Raw genomic sequence first — 15,833 nt, forward strand, 5'->3', positions numbered from 1 at the left:
TTCGCCTTGACGTAGTTCCGCTTAGGCGTCGCATAGTCCGCTTTGGGTCGGAAGCGGACGCTACAATACCGCCCCTATCCACCAGAAGCGGTCGTCGCTCCTGCTTCAGTAGGGCACGGTTGGGGCCGGAAGCGTACTGCGAAGCCAGGTCTGCATTCGGCATGAGCGCGCTATGTTTCACTTCAAATTAAGAGTTTATGGACAATCAATTAAAGGCAGTGATTCTGGACGACGAGACCATTTTGCTTGATGGACGCAAGCTCGTTGAGCAGGACGAGCTTGCCGACGCACTCCGGTTGGCTCTGCAGCGTGATCCGAACCTCATTCTGGTGATTGAACCCGCGAAGAACGAGTACTACAAGGGGACGGGTAAAGTCATCTATGCCAGCCAGCGCGTCGGCGTGCCGGTCGAGAACCTGCGCTTTACGACGGAGGACGGGGACGTCGTGACCTTCGATGAATTGCGCGCACGAAATCCTGCACCGCCCGTGTGATCGAGCAACGGTACTGTTAACCCAGCGCGCCTCCCCCTCAGCGCGGGTAAGTAAACCCAGTCCGGATATCCATCGGCGCCAGCCGTTTGCCCTCGCGCACCATCAACTTCTGCGGCGGTTCGTCGCCAACCAGCGCACGCGACAGCACGTGCAGTCCTTCGCCCTGGCGCAGCAGCTGATCGCAGCGTTCGTAGACGTTGCGGCAGCCGGTGGCAGCCAGCAAGGCCTGCACGATCGGCACCTTCCACATCTCGACGCCGCCGGCATTGAACTGGCACACCAGGTAGCCGTCGCCCCCGCCATAGCTGTGCACCAGCAGGCCCGGCAAGCCATCCTTTTCGCCATCGATCAGCTGGAACAGCGCCTGTGGATCGGCGGTGCGCCAGGCATCGGCGCGGCGCGCCACGGCCGCCTGCACCCGGCGCTTCATCATGGCGTGGTCGATCGGTTCGTCCTCGCGCAAGGTCCAGACGCGGGCGGCGATCTGCGACTTTGCGTTGTAGGCGGCGCGGGCCAGGAACTGGCGGCTGGAGGATTGCACGATGGCCGTGGCGCCCGGTTTGCTGCGCTCTTGCGGCTTGCCGTCGACCTTGTCGATGGCGGAGACGTAAATCCACGGGTCGCCGGCCAGCAGGCCTTTTTCCTTACCCTGTTTGATGGTGATGATGAGCATGTGCGGCTTTCGTTTTCAGGAGCGGGATGATACAGCAAGCCACCGATGGCGCGGCCAGGCAGGGCGGCGTACGGCTGCTGCTTACAGATTGACACTCTTTTTACAGTGTCATCATCCGCTTTTGCTGTCTTTCGGTACACACTCTGGACATGCGTGCAGCGCCGGCCGAGGCCGCACGATAGCTGCACCCCATCCAACCCCATCGGGAGAAAATAATGCGACTTGCTAACCAACACCTCATGCGCGTGGCCGCCGTCCTGGCCCTGGCCGCCGCGTCCGCCAGTGTGTCCACGTCGGCGTTTGCCCAGAGTGCGGAATATCGCCGTGGTTACGAGGACGGTTATGCCGCCGGCCTGCGTGCCGGTGGTGGCGACCGCGGCGACCGTGGCCGCGGCCAGGGTTGGGGCCGGGTGCGCGTCGAAGAGGCCCAGTACGGCGCGCGGCGTGGGATGTGCGACGCGCGCCAGGCGGTGCGCCGTGAAGTCGAACGCAACGGTGCCGTGCTGGCCGGCAATCACCTGTGCGGTGACCCAGCCTATAACGAAGAGAAGCGCCTGACCGTCGTCTATCGTTGCGGCGACGACGCGCCGCTACGGGTGGTCGCGCGCGAGCACGAAACGCTACGCCTGGCCTGCCGCCGCTGAGCGCGGCGGCAGGCGCGCCCGGGCAGTCTCCTCAGCCTGCGAGCTGCCCGCGCACGCGTTCGATAGCCTTGCGCACCTGGTTCGGCGCGGTGCCGCCGACATGGTCGCGCGCGGCCACCGAGCCTTCCAGCGTCAGCACGGCGAACACGTCGTCCTCGATCAGCGGCGAGAATGTGCGCAGGCGCTCGAGCGACATCTCCGACAGGTCGCATTGTGCGTCGTCACAGGCACGCACTGCGTGTGCCACGGCTTCGTGCGCGTCGCGGAAAGGCAGGCCCTTTTTCACCAGGTAGTCGGCCAGGTCGGTGGCGGTGGCATAGCCCTGCAGGGCGGCGGCGCGCATGTTGTCCGCCTTGACGGTGATGCCGCCGGCCATGTCGGTGAAGATGCGCAGCGTGTCCAGCACGGTGTCGACGGTGTCGAACAGCGGTTCCTTGTCTTCCTGGTTGTCCTTGTTGTAGGCCAGCGGCTGGCCTTTCATCAGGGTCAGGAGGGCAGTCAGATGCCCGTAGACGCGGCCGGTCTTGCCGCGCGCCAGTTCCGGCACGTCCGGGTTTTTCTTTTGCGGCATGATCGACGAGCCGGTGCAGAAACGGTCGGCAATGTCGATGAAGCCGACGCGCGGGCTCATCCACATGACCAGTTCTTCCGACATGCGCGACACGTGCATCATGATGAGGGACGCCGCCGCCGTGAATTCAATCGCGAAATCGCGGTCCGAGACGGCGTCGAGCGAGTTGTGGCAGACGTCCTCGAAGCCGAGGGTTTTCGCCACGCGCAGGCGGTCGATCGGGAAGGTGGTGCCGGCCAGCGCCGCGGCGCCCAGCGGCAGGCGGTTCACGCGGCGGCGCGCGTCGAGCATGCGCTCGGCATCGCGGCCGAACATCTCCACGTAGGCGAGCATGTGGTGGCCGAAGGTAATCGGCTGCGCCACCTGCAGGTGCGTAAAGCCCGGCATGATGGTGTCGAAGTGGCGCTCCGCCAGGTCCGTCAGCGCGGTGCGCAAATTGCCCAGCAATGCCACGACATCGTCGATCGCCGCGCGCACGTACAGGCGGATGTCGGTCGCCACCTGGTCGTTGCGCGAGCGCCCCGTGTGCAGGCGTTTTCCGGCGTCGCCCACCAGTTCGGTCAGGCGTTTTTCGATATTCAGGTGCACGTCTTCGAGGTCGAGCAGCCACTCGAAGCTGCCGGCCTCGATCTCGCTGCGGATCTGCGCCATGCCGCGCTCGATCTCGGCGCGGTCCTGCGTGCTGATGATGCCTTGCGCGGCCAGCATCTCGGCATGGGCGAGCGACCCTTCGATGTCGAACATGGCCAGGCGCTTGTCGAAGAAGACGGAGGCGGTATAGCGTTTTACGAGGTCCGACACAGGTTCGGAGAAGCGCGCCGACCAGGCTTCGGCTTTTTTGGAGAATTGTTCGGTCATGGTGGGTTCCGGTTGATTTACCAGATTATAAACCGCTAACTTGCAGGGTCGCCGAGGTGGCTGCGGGATGACAAAGAAGGCAAAATGGCCCATTATTCGAATGTCAACATATGCAACCTGGGAGAACACGATGAAACGATGGACGAGGCTCGGCTTTGCCGCTGCAATCGCACTTGGCGCGGGCGGGGGGAGCGGCACTGCGCTGGCGCAGCCGGCGCCGCCGGTACAACTCGCCCCGGCCCAGCCGGCGGCGGCCAGGGAAGCCGACGGCGCCTCGGTCGACTCCATCGTTGCCGCCCTGTACGACGTGATTTCCGGCCCCGCCGGGGCGCCGCGTAACTGGAACCGGATGCGCGCCCTGTTCGCGCCCGACGCGAAACTGATGGTGATCGCGGCGCGCCCGGAAGGCGGCTTCGGCCTGCGCGCGATGACGGTCGAGGACTACATCGGCCGCAACATGAGCGCCTTCAACACCAGCGGCTTCTACGAGCGCGAAGTCGCGCGCACCACAGAGTCCTTCGGCCAGCTGGTGCACGTGTTCAGCACCTATGAACTGCTGCGTTCGCCCAACGATGCCAAGCCCTTCTTGCGCGGCATTAACAGCATCCAGCTCGCGCACGACGGCAAGCGCTGGTGGATCGCCAACCTCGTCTGGCGCGCGGAAGACAATGGGCTGGTGCTGCCAGAACGCTATCTGCAGGGCCGCCAGGGAGCGGCGCCCCGCTAGTTTGCCACCCAGTCCAATTGAATCTTATCGAAAGTGCAAACGGGACTAGAATTGGTTTTTTCGCCAGATTGATCCTCAGATAAGACGGCAATGACTACCAACGACTCCAGTTTCCAGGTCAGCACCGATCAGGAACGGCTCGACATTCCCATGATTTACCGCTTCCTCAGCGAGCAGTCGAGCTGGGCGGTGGGAATCTCGCAGCCGCTGGTCGAACGGGCCATCGAAAATTCACTCTGCTTCGGCGGCTACCTGGACGGGCGCCAGATCGCCTTTGCCCGGGTGATCACCGATTTCGCCACGTTTGCCAATATGGTCGACGTGTTCGTGCTGCCGGAATACCGCGGGCACGGCTACGGCAAGCAACTCGTGGCCGCCGTGCTGCGCCATCCCAGCCTGCAGCGCCTGCGCCGCTTCACGCTCGCGACTAACGACGCGCAAGGGTTGTATGAACGCTTCGGTTTCACCGCGCCGCGCAATCCGGAAACGCTGATGGAGCGTTACTTTCCGAACATTTATCTCTCCTGACTCAGCTCAACATGCCGCCCGACCTCCCGAATCACGCTGTGGATTGGCTGTGATCGTGAAGGAGGTCGTATGTGGCCGATCGCTGGTGCTGTCGCACTTGTTGTTTCCTTGCTGACCATTTTTTCCGCGCAGGCCGCCGAGCTGCCGGCCTCGAAGGGGTCGCTCGTCATCATCGGCGGTGCGCTGCGTCCCGACAATGCCGCCGTGTGGGAGCGCATCGTGCAGCTCGCGGGCGGGCAGGGCGCCCGTATCGCGGTATTCGCCTCGGCCTCGGCCAATCCTGAAAAAGCCGGCAGCGCCCTCGTCGAGCGGCTCGGAAAATATGGCGCGCAGGGATTTTTTGTGCCGGTCGCAGTGCGCCTGACCGGCACCGACTACCAGGCCGCCGCCGACAATCCCGAACTTGCCGCCGCCGTACGCAACGCTGGCGGCGCCTACTTCGCCGGCGGCGACCAGGCCCGCATCACGCGCGCGCTGCGCCGCCCGGACGGCAGCAACACCCTGGTGCTCGATGCCCTGTGGGACCTGTACCGGCGCGGCGGCGTGATTGCCGGCAGCAGTGCGGGCGCTGCCATCATGAGCAGCACCATGTTCGGCAACCCGAAGCCGATCCTGGCCACGCTGAAACTCGGCCTCACCGACGGCCAGGAAATCACGCCCGGCCTCGGCTTCATCGGCAACGACGTCTTCGTCGACCAGCACCTGCTGGTGCGCGGGCGCTTTGCGCGCATGCTGCCGGCCATGCTGCAAAAGGGCTACAAGCTGGGGCTGGGCATCGATGAGAACACGGCGATGATCGTCGGTCCGAATCGCGACGTGGAGGTGGTCGGCTACAAGGGCGCGCTGGTGGTCGACCTGTCCAGCGCCCGGGCCCAGCAGGGCGCCTTCAACGTCAGCAACGTCAAGCTGAGCTACCTCGACAACGGCGACCGCTTCAACATCGCCAGCCACACGTTTACCCCCGCGCCGGACAAGGCCGACGGCCGCCTCGACCCGGCCCGTCCCTACTACCGCGAGCCGCTGTTCTCGGCCGACATTCTCGGCAACAGCACCGTGGTCGACCTGATGGGCAAGCTGATCGACAGCGACCAGGTCGACGCCATCGGCCTCACCCTCGACAGCCCGCACGGCGTGCAGCCCGACCTCGGCTTCGAATTCCGCTTCTCGCGCACGGGCGAGAGCGTGGGCTACATGTCGGCCGCGACCGAGGCGTATTCGGTCTACAACGTGCGGCTCGATATCCGGCCGATCGTGGTGAGGAGGCCGCTGTATCAGTACAAGTAGCCATGGGCAGCGCGAACGGGCGGGCCGCTGGCGTGCTTATCGGCGTGCAAAGTAGGCATCGAAGGCAGCAGGTAATTCGTGCAAGGACACGGCCATGGTATCGGAGCCCGATGGCGCCTGGAACTGGATTGCGCCGACACGCGTCTCTACGTCGAACTCGCCAAGGGTCTGGTCGAGGAAGAGATACCCGATCGTGGCATAGGGAGTGTGCTCGCTCGCCTTGTAACCCGGTATCGACACAGTCAGCCCGACTTTTTCACCCTGCGCGTGCAGCACGACATGGACGTCGGCCGCATTGACACCCTTCTCCCCGACGCGAATGTCGAACGGTGCACGCCTCGGCCGGAACTTTACGATGGTCCAGTTCGGCAAAGCCGGCGCCGCAGCGTGCAGCGCTTCCACCTTGGGGAACGCCTCACGTATTCCACCCGCGCTAATGACGAACTCGCGCTTGCCGTCCTGTTTAGGACCAAACTCGAAGGTCAAGTCCTTGTCTACTTTGTGCAATTGTGCGGCCAAGCTATCGAAGATCCGCTCTTGATCCCGTTCGAACTCGTACAGCATTTCCTGGTTCGCCTAGAACCACTGCCAGAAACGAATTTCCGGTGACGCGCCCGCACATGCGGGAAATACACTGATCAACGTTAGCACCACTGCACTCAATATTCGATTCATCGACATTCCGACCCGGCTTTTATGATTGTTTCGACACTACAATGAGCGGAACTCATGCACAAGGGAAATCATGCAAGTTCACGAAGGCAGCCCGTCCGCCACAGATGCCCGCGACGTTGCGCCCCGGATTTTCAGTACCGGCGGACTTGCGCTCGCGGGCCTGTTTGGCGGGCCGCTGGCGATAGCGTATTTGACCTGTTGTGACCTGAAAACCCTTGGTTTATCCGATCGGCTTCGTGCCTGCGCTGCCTGGTTTGGGCCGTTGATTGCGCTCTGGTTTTATTTGATTTTCAGCGTTCCGCCAGATGTGATTTCGCAGTTGCTTCCTCATCTTCTGCAGGTCATCCTCTGGTGGATGGTAGCCCGGCATCTTCTTGCGCGCACACATGCCCGGTATCGGAACGAAGGCGGCCTTTTCCGGTCGCGCTGGACCGCAGTGGGGATGGGCATCGCCACTTATTTTGCACTCAAGCTCGTATTCGCCGCAGGCGTCTTTGCGCAGCTTATGTGGCTGAATTGAGGCTATTGGCCAGGCGCATGCCGAGGTATTCGAGCGCCCTTGTCAGCATTACAATGTGCGATATTCACCGCGAAGGAATTCCATGTTTGCCCGTCTGATTCGACTGCTGGTCCCCGGGCTGGCGCTCTGCGCCGGCATTGCCGGGGCCGCCCAACCCGCCACCGTCCGCGTCGACTATACCCACAGCGGCAACGCTTTATCCGACACCTATGCCCTGGAACAGGTACTGATCGAGCCGCTGCCCTGGGCCGGCGACACGACGCGCAGCCTGGACAACACCAACCGCGGCCAGAACCGGGTCGAGGTGGTGGATGCGAAGACGGGCGACCTGCTGTATTCGCGCGGCTTCTCGACCATCTTCGGCGAGTGGCGCACGACGGAAGAAGCGGGCAAGATGAGCCGATCCTTCCAGGAGTCGGTCCGCTTTCCCAAGCCCGACCGTCCGGTGCGGGTGCGCATCCTGAAACGCGACGAGCGTAACGACTTCTCGGTGGCCTGGAGCGTGGAAGTCGATACCGATGCGCCCGAGGTGGTGAAAAAGCTGCCGCCGGCGCCCGCGAAGCCGATCCCGGTGCACGTCAGCGGACCGTCGCCGCAGAAGGTCGACCTCCTGATCATGGGCGACGGCTACACGCAGGCGGACATGGCGAAATTCGAGGCGGATGCGCGCCGCCTGTCGAAGCACCTCTTTACGGTATCGCCGTTCAGGGAGCGCGCGAACGATTTCAACGTCTGGGCGCTGGCCGTGCCGACCCAGGAGTCGGGCGTCTCGCGTCCCTCGACCGGGGTGCACAAGGCGTCCCCGCTGGGCACGCGCTACGACATCTTCGGCAGCGAGCGCTACGTGCTCACGCTCGACAATCGCGCGCTGCGCGACATCGCCCAGCACGCGCCCTACGAATTCATCGAAATTCTGGTCAGCAACGAGACCTATGGCGGCGGCGGCATCTTCGGCCAGTTCAGCACGGCGGCGGCCGGCAACGAATGGGCCGATTACCTGTTCGTGCACGAGTTCGGCCACCATTTCGCCGGCCTGGCGGACGAGTACTACACCTCGCCCGTGGCCTACGCGTCCACCAGCACGCGCATGGAGCCATGGGAGCCGAACGTGACCGCCCTGCGCGATCCGGCCAGGCTGAAATGGAAGCAGCACGTCAAGGCGGGCACGCCGTTGCCGACGCCCTGGCCAAAGGCGAAGTACGAGGAAGATTCGCGCGCCTATCAAAAACGTCGCGCCGCGCTGCGGGCAGCGAACCGTCCCGAGAGCGAGATGAATGCGCTGTTCCGCGAAGACCTGGCCCGTACCAAGGCCTTGTTCGCGAAGCAGCCGCACCGCCACGCGATCGGCGCCTTCGAGGGCGCGAACTACGAAGCGAGCGGCTACTACCGCCCGGCCATGCAGTGCCTGATGTTCGACCGCAGCGACGCGTTCTGCCCGGTGTGCCAGGACGGCATTACGGACATCATTGACCTGTACGCGGGGAAGGCGAGGCCTTGATCCTCCTGATCTGACGCAAAAAGCAACTGTGTGGTGGCGAACAGACCCGGCTTTCGACAGCGCCTATTCTGGGGTTAACTTAGCAAAAAGTTAAAAGCGCGGGCAAGAGACCCGCGACCCACCATAGCATCGAAAGGACACAACATGAACAAACTGCTTGCCACCCTGATCGCCGGTTTCCTGGCCACCAGCGCTTACGCACAGACCGCCGTCACCACGACCACGACCACCACGACGCCGAACGCCGCCGTCGCGAACACCACGACCACGAACACGAACCCCACCGCCCGCACCACCAAAGCCATCGTGAAGGCCGAAGCCCGTGCCGAGACCGATGTCGCCAAGGCCGAAGCGAAGGAAATGAAGGCTGTTGCCAAGGCCGACGAGAAAGCCACCAAGGCCGTCGCCGACGCCCAGGAAAAGAAAGCCAAGGCGCACGCCAAGGCTGTGAAGGTGCATGCGGAAGCGGCCGAGAATATCACCCGTGCCGATCCGGAAGACCGCGCCACGGTGATCGCCCGTGCCGAGGAAAAGGTATCGGAAGCGAACCTGAAGGCCGAGAAAGCGATGATCAAGGCCGACGAAAAGTCCTTGAAAGTGCAGGTTGACGCCGCCGCCGACAAGGCGACCGCATCGGCCAAGGCCGAGCAGGCGCGCGCCGAGGCGATGGCCGACGTGCACAAGGCCGCAGCCAAGAACTGATTGGGTTGGATGTAAATGAAAAATGCCGGCATGAGCCGGCATTTTTTTTGGTGTTGCAGAGGCGTGACGGCAATTACTCGCCGGTGGAGCGCATCGCCAGGTCGGTCGCCTTGAGCTTGGCCGACAGCGGCTTGCCCTTGCGCGCGCGCTTGCCGAAGTGCGGTTCCAGGCCGGAGGCGAACAGCTCGACCACGCGCGGCTTGGAGCCGGCCCAAGTGCCGATCACGTTGACGCCTTTCTGGCTGATCGGCTGCGCTGCCAGCAGCGTTTCCTTCGGGTCGAGGTCGATTAGCGTCACGCCGCGCCCGCCGTTGGTCAGCACCTTCATCTCGTCGATGCCGAACACCAGCACCTTGCCACTGCTCGACAGGCAGGCCACCGCGCCGGCCTGGTCCTGCACCACGCGCGGCGCCAGCGGCACCGCACCGGCGTCCAGCGTGATGAAGGACTTGCCGCCCTTCAGGCGGCTGACCATGTCGCCCGCCTTCGAGATGAAGCCGAAGCCGTTCGAGGCGGCCAGCAGCAGGCGGGTGTCGGCATTGCCGGCGAAGTAGTGCAATATGCGCACGCCGCCCGACAGGTCGACCAGGGTCGTGATCGGCACGCCGTCGCCGCGCGCGCCGGGCAGGGCAGCCACCGGCACCGAATAGGTCTTGCCGTTGTCGCCGATACCGACCAGTGCATCGACGGTGCGGCATTCGAAGGCGGCAAGCAGCGAGTCGCCCGGCTTGAAGGTGAACTGGGCCTGGTCGTGCCCGATGCCGGTGCGCGCGCGCACCCAGCCTTTTTCGGAAATAATCACCGTCACCGGTTCGTCGATGATCTTCTGCTCGGCCACGGCCTTTTGCGCTTCTTCGATGATGGTGCGGCGGTCGTCGCCGAACTGCTTGGCGTCCGCTTCGATCTCGCGGATGATCGTGCGCTTCATGGTCGACGGGTTGGCCAGGATGTCTTCCAGCTTGTCCTTCTCGCCGCGCAGCTGCGCCAGCTCCTGCTCGATCTTGATCGCTTCCAGGCGCGCCAGCTGGCGCAGGCGGATTTCCAGGATGTCCTCGGCCTGGCGGTCGGACAGGCGGAACTCGTCCATCAGCGCCGCCTTCGGCTCATCCGAATTACGAATGATCGCGATCACCTTGTCGATGTTCAGCAGGACGATCTCACGACCTTCCAGGATGTGGATGCGGTCGTTGACCTTGCCCAGCTTGAATTCGGTACGGCGCTTGACCGTCACGAAGCGGTAGTCGATCCACTCCTGGATGATGTCGTTCAGGCCCTTCTGGCGCGGACGGCCATCGCCGCCGATCATCACCAGGTTGATCGGGCTGGAGGTCTCCAACGAGGTATGCGCCAGCAGCAGCAGCATGAACTCGTTCTGGTCCTGGTTCTTCGATTTTGGCTCGAACACCAGGCGTACCGCCGCTTCGCGGCCGGACTCGTCGCGCATCGTGTCGAGCGAGTTCAGGATGGTTTGCTTGAGCGCGATCTGTTCCGGCGTCAGCGTCTTCTTGCCCAGCTTGACCTTCGGGTTGGTGATCTCTTCGATTTCCTGCTGCACGCGCGCGGCGGAGGTGCCCGGTGGCAGTTCGGTGACCACCGCCTGCCACTGGCCGCGGGCCAGTTCCTCGATCTTCCAGCGCGCACGTACCTTCAGCGAACCGCGGCCGCTGGCGTACATGTCGGCGATCTGCGAGGCCGGGGTGATGATCTGGCCGCCGCCCGGGAAGTCCGGGCCTGGCATCAGCGTCATCAGCTCGGCGTTCGAGATCTTCGGATTGCGGATCATGGCGACCGCGGCCTCGGCCACTTCGCGCAGGTTGTGCGACGGGATCTCGGTCGCCATACCCACGGCAATGCCGGAAGCGCCATTGAGCAGCACCATCGGCAGGCGCGCCGGCAGCGTGCGCGGCTCGTTGGTCGAGCCGTCGTAGTTCGGCTGGAAGTCGACCGTGCCCATGTCGATTTCGTCGAGCAGCAGGCGCGAAATCGGGGTCAGGCGCGCTTCCGTGTAACGCATCGCCGCGGCGCCGTCGCCGTCGCGCGAGCCGAAGTTGCCCTGGCCGTCGATCAGCGGGTAGCGCAGGGAAAAGTCCTGCGCCATGCGCACCAGCGCGTCGTACACCGACTGGTCGCCGTGCGGGTGCAGTTTACCGAGCACGTCGCCGACCACGGCCGCCGATTTGCGCGGCTTGGCGGTCGGGCCGAGGCCCAGCTCGTTCATCGCGTACAGGATGCGGCGCTGCACCGGCTTCTGGCCGTCGGCCACATCCGGCAGGGCGCGGCCCTTGACCACCGAGACGGCGTAGTCGAGATAGGCGCGCTCGGCGAAGGTCGACAGGGTCAGCGTTTCAAGGTCGTCGGCCGGCTCGGCAGCTTGTTCGAAGAGGTTTGCTTGGGTAGTCATAATTCAGTGTGTTCGATCAAATATCCGCTTCCGTCTCGTTCCCGTGTTCCTCGATCCACGCGCGGCGGGCGGCGGCTTCGCCTTTGCCCATCAACATATTGAAGCGCGCGCTCGATTCGCCGTGATCGAAACCGCCCAGCGCCACCGGCAGCAGGCGGCGCGTGTCCGGGTTCATCGTGGTTTCCCAGAGCTGCTCGGCGTTCATCTCGCCCAGGCCCTTGAAGCGCGAGATGTTCCAGCTGCCTTCCTTGAGGCCATCTTTTTTCAGCTTGTCCTCGATCGCCAGCAGTTCGCCGTCGTCCAGCGCGTACAGCTTTTGCAGCGGCTTCTTGCCGCGCGGCGGCACGTCGACGCGGTACAGCGGCGGGCGCGCCACGCAGATGTGGCCGTGCCTGAACAGGGCCGGGAAGTGCTTGAAGAACAAGGTGAGCAGCAGCACCTGGATGTGCGAGCCGTCGACGTCCGCGTCCGACAGGATGCAGATTTTGCCGTAGCGCAGATTCGATAGGTCCGGCGAATCGCCGTGCGAGTGCGGGTCGACCCCGATCGCCACCGAAATGTCGTGGATCTCGTTGTTCGCGAACAGGCGGTCGCGGTCGGTTTCCCAGGTATTCAGGACCTTGCCGCGCAGCGGCAGGATCGCCTGGTATTCCTTGTCGCGGCCCATTTTTGCGGAACCGCCCGCGGAGTCGCCCTCGACCAGGAACAGTTCGTTACGGGTCAGGTCGGTCGATTCGCAGTCGGTCAGCTTGCCTGGCAACACGGCCACGCCCGAGGACTTCTTCTTCTCGACCTTTTGCAGCGAACGCATGCGCGACTGTGCCTGCTTGATGACGAGGTCGGCCAGCTTCTTGCCGTATTCGACGTGCTGGTTCAGCCACAGCTCGAGCGGCGGTTTCGTAAACGTCGACACCAGCTTGACCGCGTCGCGCGAATTCAGGCGTTCCTTGGTCTGGCCCTGGAACTGCGGGTCCAGCACCTTCGCCGAGAGCACGAACGACACCCGCGCGAACACGTCTTCCGGCAGCAGTTTCACGCCCTTCGGCAGCAGGCCGTGCAGCTCCACGAAGCCTTTCACGGCGCCGAACAGGCCGTCGCGCAGGCCGGACTCGTGCGAGCCGCCGCTTGGCGTCGGGATCAGGTTCACGTAGGACTCGCGCACGACGCCGCCTTCCTCGTTCCAGGCCACGACCCAGGCCGCGCCTTCGCCTTCGGCAAAGCTTTCGTCGCCAGGGGCCGCATAGGCCGCGCCCTCGAACAGCGGGATCACGGTCTGGCCGCTCGAGCTCTGGTTCATGGCTTCCATCAGGTAGCCGCGCAGGCCTTCGTCGTAGCGCCAGGTCTGGACGTCGCCGGTCTTCTCGATGGTGAGGGTGACCGTCACGCCCGGCAGCAGCACGGCTTTCGAACGCAGCAGGCGCTGGAGGTCGCCCATCGGGATGTTCGGCGAATCGAAATATTTACCGTCCGGCCAGGCGGTGACGCGGGTGCCGTTCTTCTTGCCGCCGCGCTCGAAGGGCGCGGAGGTGAGGGGCTCGATCACGTCGCCGTCGGCGAAGGTCAGGCGGTGGACGCCGTTGCCTTCGTCGTCGCGGCGAAAGACCGTGATCTCCAGGCGCTTCGAGAGCGCGTTGGTGACGGACACGCCGACGCCGTGCAGGCCGCCCGAGAAGGCATAGGCCCCGCCCGAGCCCTTGTCGAACTTGCCGCCGGCGTGCAGGCGCGTGAACACGATCTCGACCGTGGAGACGCCTTCTTCCGGGTGGATGCCGACCGGGATGCCGCGGCCATCGTCCTCGACGGTCACGGAGCCGTCGGCATTGAGCGACACGCCGATGTTCTTGCAGTAACCGCCGAGCGCCTCGTCGGAGGCGTTGTCGATCACTTCCTGGATGATGTGCAGCGGGTTTTCAGTCCGGGTGTACATGCCCGGACGCTGCTTCACGGGTTCGAGTCCCTTCAGGACACGGATGGATGATTCGCTGTAGTCGGGTGCGGGTTTCTTGGTTGCCATGCTGATCAGGTTTTATCGAATGCCTGCGCATTCTATCTTGTCGTGAGGAAAATGCAGGAATGGCGTGTTGGATTGTGCTTGTCAACACGCACAAACGTGACTAGATTGGTACGCACGGTTGCTACCACGCTTGCTAACGCGGTTGCCACACCAGGCAGCCCTGGAAAACCGTCGAGCGAGGGCGCGGGCTTAGGCAGTACTGTACATGCATACAGTTATTATCGCAAGGTTCGGCGTCGCGCCATGACGCGACGTGCAACAGGTCAAGGCTATTGTGTGGCACGAACCGGGTGAATTCTTATGCATGCACAGAAAATTCCAACCGCCGTCCGCTTGCTGGGCTTCTCGCCCGGCGAGGGCGAGCGCATGGCCGCGCTGCTGGCAGACGCGCCGCGTTCCGGGCCACTGTATTCCCCCCTGCACGATGACAGTCTACAGGAGCCCGACATTGTCCTGGCCGACGGCACCAGTCCCGCCGCCCTGGCGCAGCTGGATGGCATGCGCTGTGCGCCGCCGGCGCTGCTGGTAGGCGGCAGCGACGGCGACGGCCATGTCCACGTCGAGCCGCCGGTCGAGCCCTCCGTCCTGCACGAGGCCATGGCCCGGCTGCTGGCCGAACGGCGGCGCGCGCTGGCGCTCCTCTCCGCGCGCGGCGAGCCGCTGCTGGCCGAACGCCGGCGCCAGCCCCGCCTCGGGCCGGCCATCGACGGCTGCGCGCTGCGGCGCCAGCCGCCACGCCCCGGCAAGGTGCTCATCGTCGACAAGGGCGGCGCCCTGCGCGACCACCTGGCGCGCCTCGCCTTTGAACGCCCGCTGGCGATTGCCTGGACCGACAGCGCGCCGACCGCCGTGCGCCTGTGCGACGAGATGCCGGTATCGCTAGCCATGATCAATACCGCGGCGCCGAATATCGACCCCTATGCCCTGAGTTTCGCCATCAAGTCGCAGGAAGGGGCGGGGCGTACCGCCGTCGTGCTCCTGGTCGGAAAGGGCTTCCCGTACGACAGCGAGCGCGCGCGCGATGCCCGCGTGCGGGGGCTGCTCGACAAGCCGGTGGGGGATCGCAGTCTGGTGGCAATGCTGCAGCGCCTGGCTTGAACATTCGGAATTTGTTACAACTTCGAATCGTGCGCGAAAATGGCAGGGCTATATTTAAGGCCATGGCAGACGATCCCCAACCGCAGCGCGGCGAAGCGCTTGGCCCGCCGCTGGAGCCGCGCGCCGATGCGCCGCAGCGCGTGCCCGACCGCCGCTCGGACGGACCGGCACGCTACAGCCGTCCCGGCGACACCCGGCTCTCGCTGGTCGGCCGCGTCCTGTCCTCGCGCTGGCGAGCCCTGCGCGACCGCTTCAGCCGGGACTTCATGCGCCGTACCCTGCGCATCGGCGTCTCGGCCCGTATCTTCCATCCCGAACCCGGCTCCACTGGCCTGCGCAGCAAGAACCTGCAGTATCTGGAAGAGTCGATCGCGCAGTGGGTGATGTCGCGCGACGTGCTGGTCTTCATGATCCCCACGGTGAACACGAACGGCCTGCTCCACCCGAGCAACATCACGCTGCGCCACTATGCGCGCCACCTCGACGGGCTGGTGCTGCAGGGCGGGGCCGACGTGTCGCCGCAAACCTATTCCGAATCGCCCACCCGTCCCGAATGGAGCGGCGACCGCGCGCGCGACCTGTACGAGCTCGAGCTCCTGCACGAATTCGTCGAGGCCGGAAAGCCGGTGCTGGGGGTGTGCCGCGGCTGCCAGCTGATCAATGTCGCCTTTGGCGGCACGCTGTACCAGGACGTGGCGACCAACAGGCCCGAGGCGCTGGCGCACGTGCACACCGACTACGACGCGCACCGCCACGCAATCGAGTTCCCCCCGGGTTCCTCCCTGGGCCACATGTTCCCGCATGTGGCGCGGCCGATCGTCAATTCGATCCACCACCAGGCGGTCAAGGAACTGGGACGAGGGGTGCGCATTGAGGCAGTCTCGTATCCGGACGGAATTGTGGAAGCGATCCGCTACGAGCCGGCCGATTTCGTGATGGGGCTGCAGTGGCATCCGGAATTCCACAGGGCGGGCGGGACGGACCTGCTCGATTGCACGCCGGTGCTGGACGAATTCTTGCGGGCGGCACGCGAAACACGATTGTAGTTTCTCCTTGCATCCCATCCGCCCCTTCAGCATAATGAATGAGAATCATTCTCATTTATATGAAGGGGATCGCCATGAAAGACCAGTTCGCAAATGAACC

General features: G+C 64.3%; 15 protein-coding genes. 10 read left to right on the top strand and 5 right to left on the bottom strand.

Features of this window, described 5'->3' with window-relative positions; all coding sequences use genetic code 11:
• Window positions 1–197 precede the first annotated feature (197 nt).
• The gene (locus ACFPN5_RS15205; RefSeq protein ID WP_379784597.1) at window positions 198–494 is read left to right on the top strand and encodes a hypothetical protein; all 297 of its coding nucleotides are present in this window, start codon (window positions 198–200) and stop codon (window positions 492–494) included.
• 37 nt (window positions 495–531) lie between these two features.
• Here ACFPN5_RS15205 and ACFPN5_RS15210 read toward each other — a convergent pair whose 3' ends face one another.
• Complete coding sequence (locus ACFPN5_RS15210) at window positions 532–1,167, bottom strand: SAM-dependent methyltransferase (RefSeq protein ID WP_379784598.1); 636 nt, start codon at window positions 1,165–1,167, stop codon at window positions 532–534.
• Between the two features lie 215 nt (window positions 1,168–1,382).
• Here ACFPN5_RS15210 and ACFPN5_RS15215 point away from each other — a divergent pair, with 215 nt between their 5' ends.
• Window positions 1,383–1,811 (top strand): hypothetical protein, encoded by a 429-nt coding sequence (locus tag ACFPN5_RS15215; RefSeq protein ID WP_379784599.1) that lies wholly within the window; start codon window positions 1,383–1,385, stop codon window positions 1,809–1,811.
• Window positions 1,812–1,842: 31 nt separating this feature from the next.
• On the opposite strand, the gene argH is transcribed toward ACFPN5_RS15215, so the two are convergent.
• Window positions 1,843–3,240, bottom strand: coding sequence for an argininosuccinate lyase (argH, locus tag ACFPN5_RS15220; RefSeq protein ID WP_379784600.1), 1,398 nt, complete (start codon window positions 3,238–3,240; stop codon window positions 1,843–1,845).
• 130 nt (window positions 3,241–3,370) lie between these two features.
• Between argH and ACFPN5_RS15225 the strand changes: the two genes are divergently transcribed.
• The 3 genes from ACFPN5_RS15225 to ACFPN5_RS15235 all read left to right on the top strand — a co-directional run bounded on the left by ACFPN5_RS15225 (window position 3,371) and on the right by ACFPN5_RS15235 (window position 5,779).
• A complete protein-coding gene (locus tag ACFPN5_RS15225) occupies window positions 3,371–3,967 on the top strand; it encodes a hypothetical protein (RefSeq protein WP_379784601.1) in 597 nt (198 codons plus the stop codon).
• A 90-nt stretch (window positions 3,968–4,057) separates the two neighbouring features.
• Window positions 4,058–4,495: a GNAT family N-acetyltransferase gene (locus ACFPN5_RS15230; protein ID WP_379784602.1), complete on the top strand. Its 438-nt coding sequence runs from the start codon at window positions 4,058–4,060 to the stop codon at window positions 4,493–4,495.
• Between the two features lie 69 nt (window positions 4,496–4,564).
• Complete coding sequence (locus ACFPN5_RS15235) at window positions 4,565–5,779, top strand: cyanophycinase (RefSeq protein WP_379784603.1); 1,215 nt, start codon at window positions 4,565–4,567, stop codon at window positions 5,777–5,779.
• A gap of 36 nt (window positions 5,780–5,815) precedes the next feature.
• Here ACFPN5_RS15235 and ACFPN5_RS15240 read toward each other — a convergent pair whose 3' ends face one another.
• Window positions 5,816–6,343 carry a hypothetical protein gene (locus tag ACFPN5_RS15240; RefSeq protein ID WP_379784604.1) on the bottom strand — a complete coding sequence of 176 codons (528 nt, stop codon included), beginning with the start codon at window positions 6,341–6,343 and terminating at the stop codon, window positions 5,816–5,818.
• Window positions 6,344–6,524: 181 nt separating this feature from the next.
• Between ACFPN5_RS15240 and ACFPN5_RS15245 the strand changes: the two genes are divergently transcribed.
• The 3 genes from ACFPN5_RS15245 (at window position 6,525) to ACFPN5_RS15255 (ending at window position 9,174) form a co-directional block, all read left to right on the top strand.
• Window positions 6,525–6,974, top strand: coding sequence for a hypothetical protein (locus ACFPN5_RS15245; protein ID WP_379784605.1), 450 nt, complete (start codon window positions 6,525–6,527; stop codon window positions 6,972–6,974).
• An 82-nt stretch (window positions 6,975–7,056) separates the two neighbouring features.
• Window positions 7,057–8,472: an IgA Peptidase M64 gene (locus ACFPN5_RS15250; RefSeq protein WP_379784606.1), complete on the top strand. Its 1,416-nt coding sequence runs from the start codon at window positions 7,057–7,059 to the stop codon at window positions 8,470–8,472.
• 144 nt (window positions 8,473–8,616) lie between these two features.
• Window positions 8,617–9,174, top strand: a complete 558-nt coding sequence (locus ACFPN5_RS15255; RefSeq protein WP_379784607.1) for a hypothetical protein — start codon at window positions 8,617–8,619, stop codon at window positions 9,172–9,174.
• Between the two features lie 73 nt (window positions 9,175–9,247).
• Here ACFPN5_RS15255 and parC read toward each other — a convergent pair whose 3' ends face one another.
• Window positions 9,248–11,575 (bottom strand): DNA topoisomerase IV subunit A, encoded by a 2,328-nt coding sequence (gene parC, locus ACFPN5_RS15260; RefSeq protein WP_379784608.1) that lies wholly within the window; start codon window positions 11,573–11,575, stop codon window positions 9,248–9,250.
• Between the two features lie 16 nt (window positions 11,576–11,591).
• Window positions 11,592–13,589, bottom strand: coding sequence for a DNA topoisomerase IV subunit B (locus ACFPN5_RS15265; protein WP_379784609.1), 1,998 nt, complete (start codon window positions 13,587–13,589; stop codon window positions 11,592–11,594).
• A gap of 300 nt (window positions 13,590–13,889) precedes the next feature.
• Here ACFPN5_RS15265 and ACFPN5_RS15270 point away from each other — a divergent pair, with 300 nt between their 5' ends.
• Entirely contained in the window at window positions 13,890–14,687 is a 798-nt protein-coding gene (locus tag ACFPN5_RS15270; RefSeq protein ID WP_379784610.1) for a response regulator, read from the top strand.
• Between the two features lie 62 nt (window positions 14,688–14,749).
• Complete coding sequence (locus ACFPN5_RS15275; RefSeq protein WP_379784611.1) at window positions 14,750–15,733, top strand: gamma-glutamyl-gamma-aminobutyrate hydrolase family protein; 984 nt, start codon at window positions 14,750–14,752, stop codon at window positions 15,731–15,733.
• Window positions 15,734–15,833 lie beyond the last annotated feature (100 nt).

The organism is Massilia niabensis (assembly GCF_042655085.1).
GTDB classification, from domain to species: Bacteria; Pseudomonadota; Gammaproteobacteria; order Burkholderiales; family Burkholderiaceae_D; genus Telluria; species Telluria niabensis.

Excerpts from the sequence above, each read along its gene's own strand:
- ACFPN5_RS15205 (WP_379784597.1), top strand. The coding sequence starts at position 198 with ATGGACAATCAATTAAAGGCAGTGATTCTGGACGACGAGACCATTTTG.
- ACFPN5_RS15210 (WP_379784598.1), bottom strand. The coding sequence starts at position 1,167 with ATGCTCATCATCACCATCAAACAGGGTAAGGAAAAAGGCCTGCTGGCC.
- ACFPN5_RS15215 (WP_379784599.1), top strand. The coding sequence starts at position 1,383 with ATGCGACTTGCTAACCAACACCTCATGCGCGTGGCCGCCGTCCTGGCC.
- argH (WP_379784600.1), bottom strand. The coding sequence starts at position 3,240 with ATGACCGAACAATTCTCCAAAAAAGCCGAAGCCTGGTCGGCGCGCTTC.
- ACFPN5_RS15225 (WP_379784601.1), top strand. The coding sequence starts at position 3,371 with ATGAAACGATGGACGAGGCTCGGCTTTGCCGCTGCAATCGCACTTGGC.
- ACFPN5_RS15230 (WP_379784602.1), top strand. The coding sequence starts at position 4,058 with ATGACTACCAACGACTCCAGTTTCCAGGTCAGCACCGATCAGGAACGG.
- ACFPN5_RS15235 (WP_379784603.1), top strand. The coding sequence starts at position 4,565 with ATGTGGCCGATCGCTGGTGCTGTCGCACTTGTTGTTTCCTTGCTGACC.
- ACFPN5_RS15240 (WP_379784604.1), bottom strand. The coding sequence starts at position 6,343 with ATGCTGTACGAGTTCGAACGGGATCAAGAGCGGATCTTCGATAGCTTG.
- ACFPN5_RS15245 (WP_379784605.1), top strand. The coding sequence starts at position 6,525 with ATGCAAGTTCACGAAGGCAGCCCGTCCGCCACAGATGCCCGCGACGTT.
- ACFPN5_RS15250 (WP_379784606.1), top strand. The coding sequence starts at position 7,057 with ATGTTTGCCCGTCTGATTCGACTGCTGGTCCCCGGGCTGGCGCTCTGC.
- ACFPN5_RS15255 (WP_379784607.1), top strand. The coding sequence starts at position 8,617 with ATGAACAAACTGCTTGCCACCCTGATCGCCGGTTTCCTGGCCACCAGC.
- parC (WP_379784608.1), bottom strand. The coding sequence starts at position 11,575 with ATGACTACCCAAGCAAACCTCTTCGAACAAGCTGCCGAGCCGGCCGAC.
- ACFPN5_RS15265 (WP_379784609.1), bottom strand. The coding sequence starts at position 13,589 with ATGGCAACCAAGAAACCCGCACCCGACTACAGCGAATCATCCATCCGT.
- ACFPN5_RS15270 (WP_379784610.1), top strand. The coding sequence starts at position 13,890 with ATGCATGCACAGAAAATTCCAACCGCCGTCCGCTTGCTGGGCTTCTCG.
- ACFPN5_RS15275 (WP_379784611.1), top strand. The coding sequence starts at position 14,750 with ATGGCAGACGATCCCCAACCGCAGCGCGGCGAAGCGCTTGGCCCGCCG.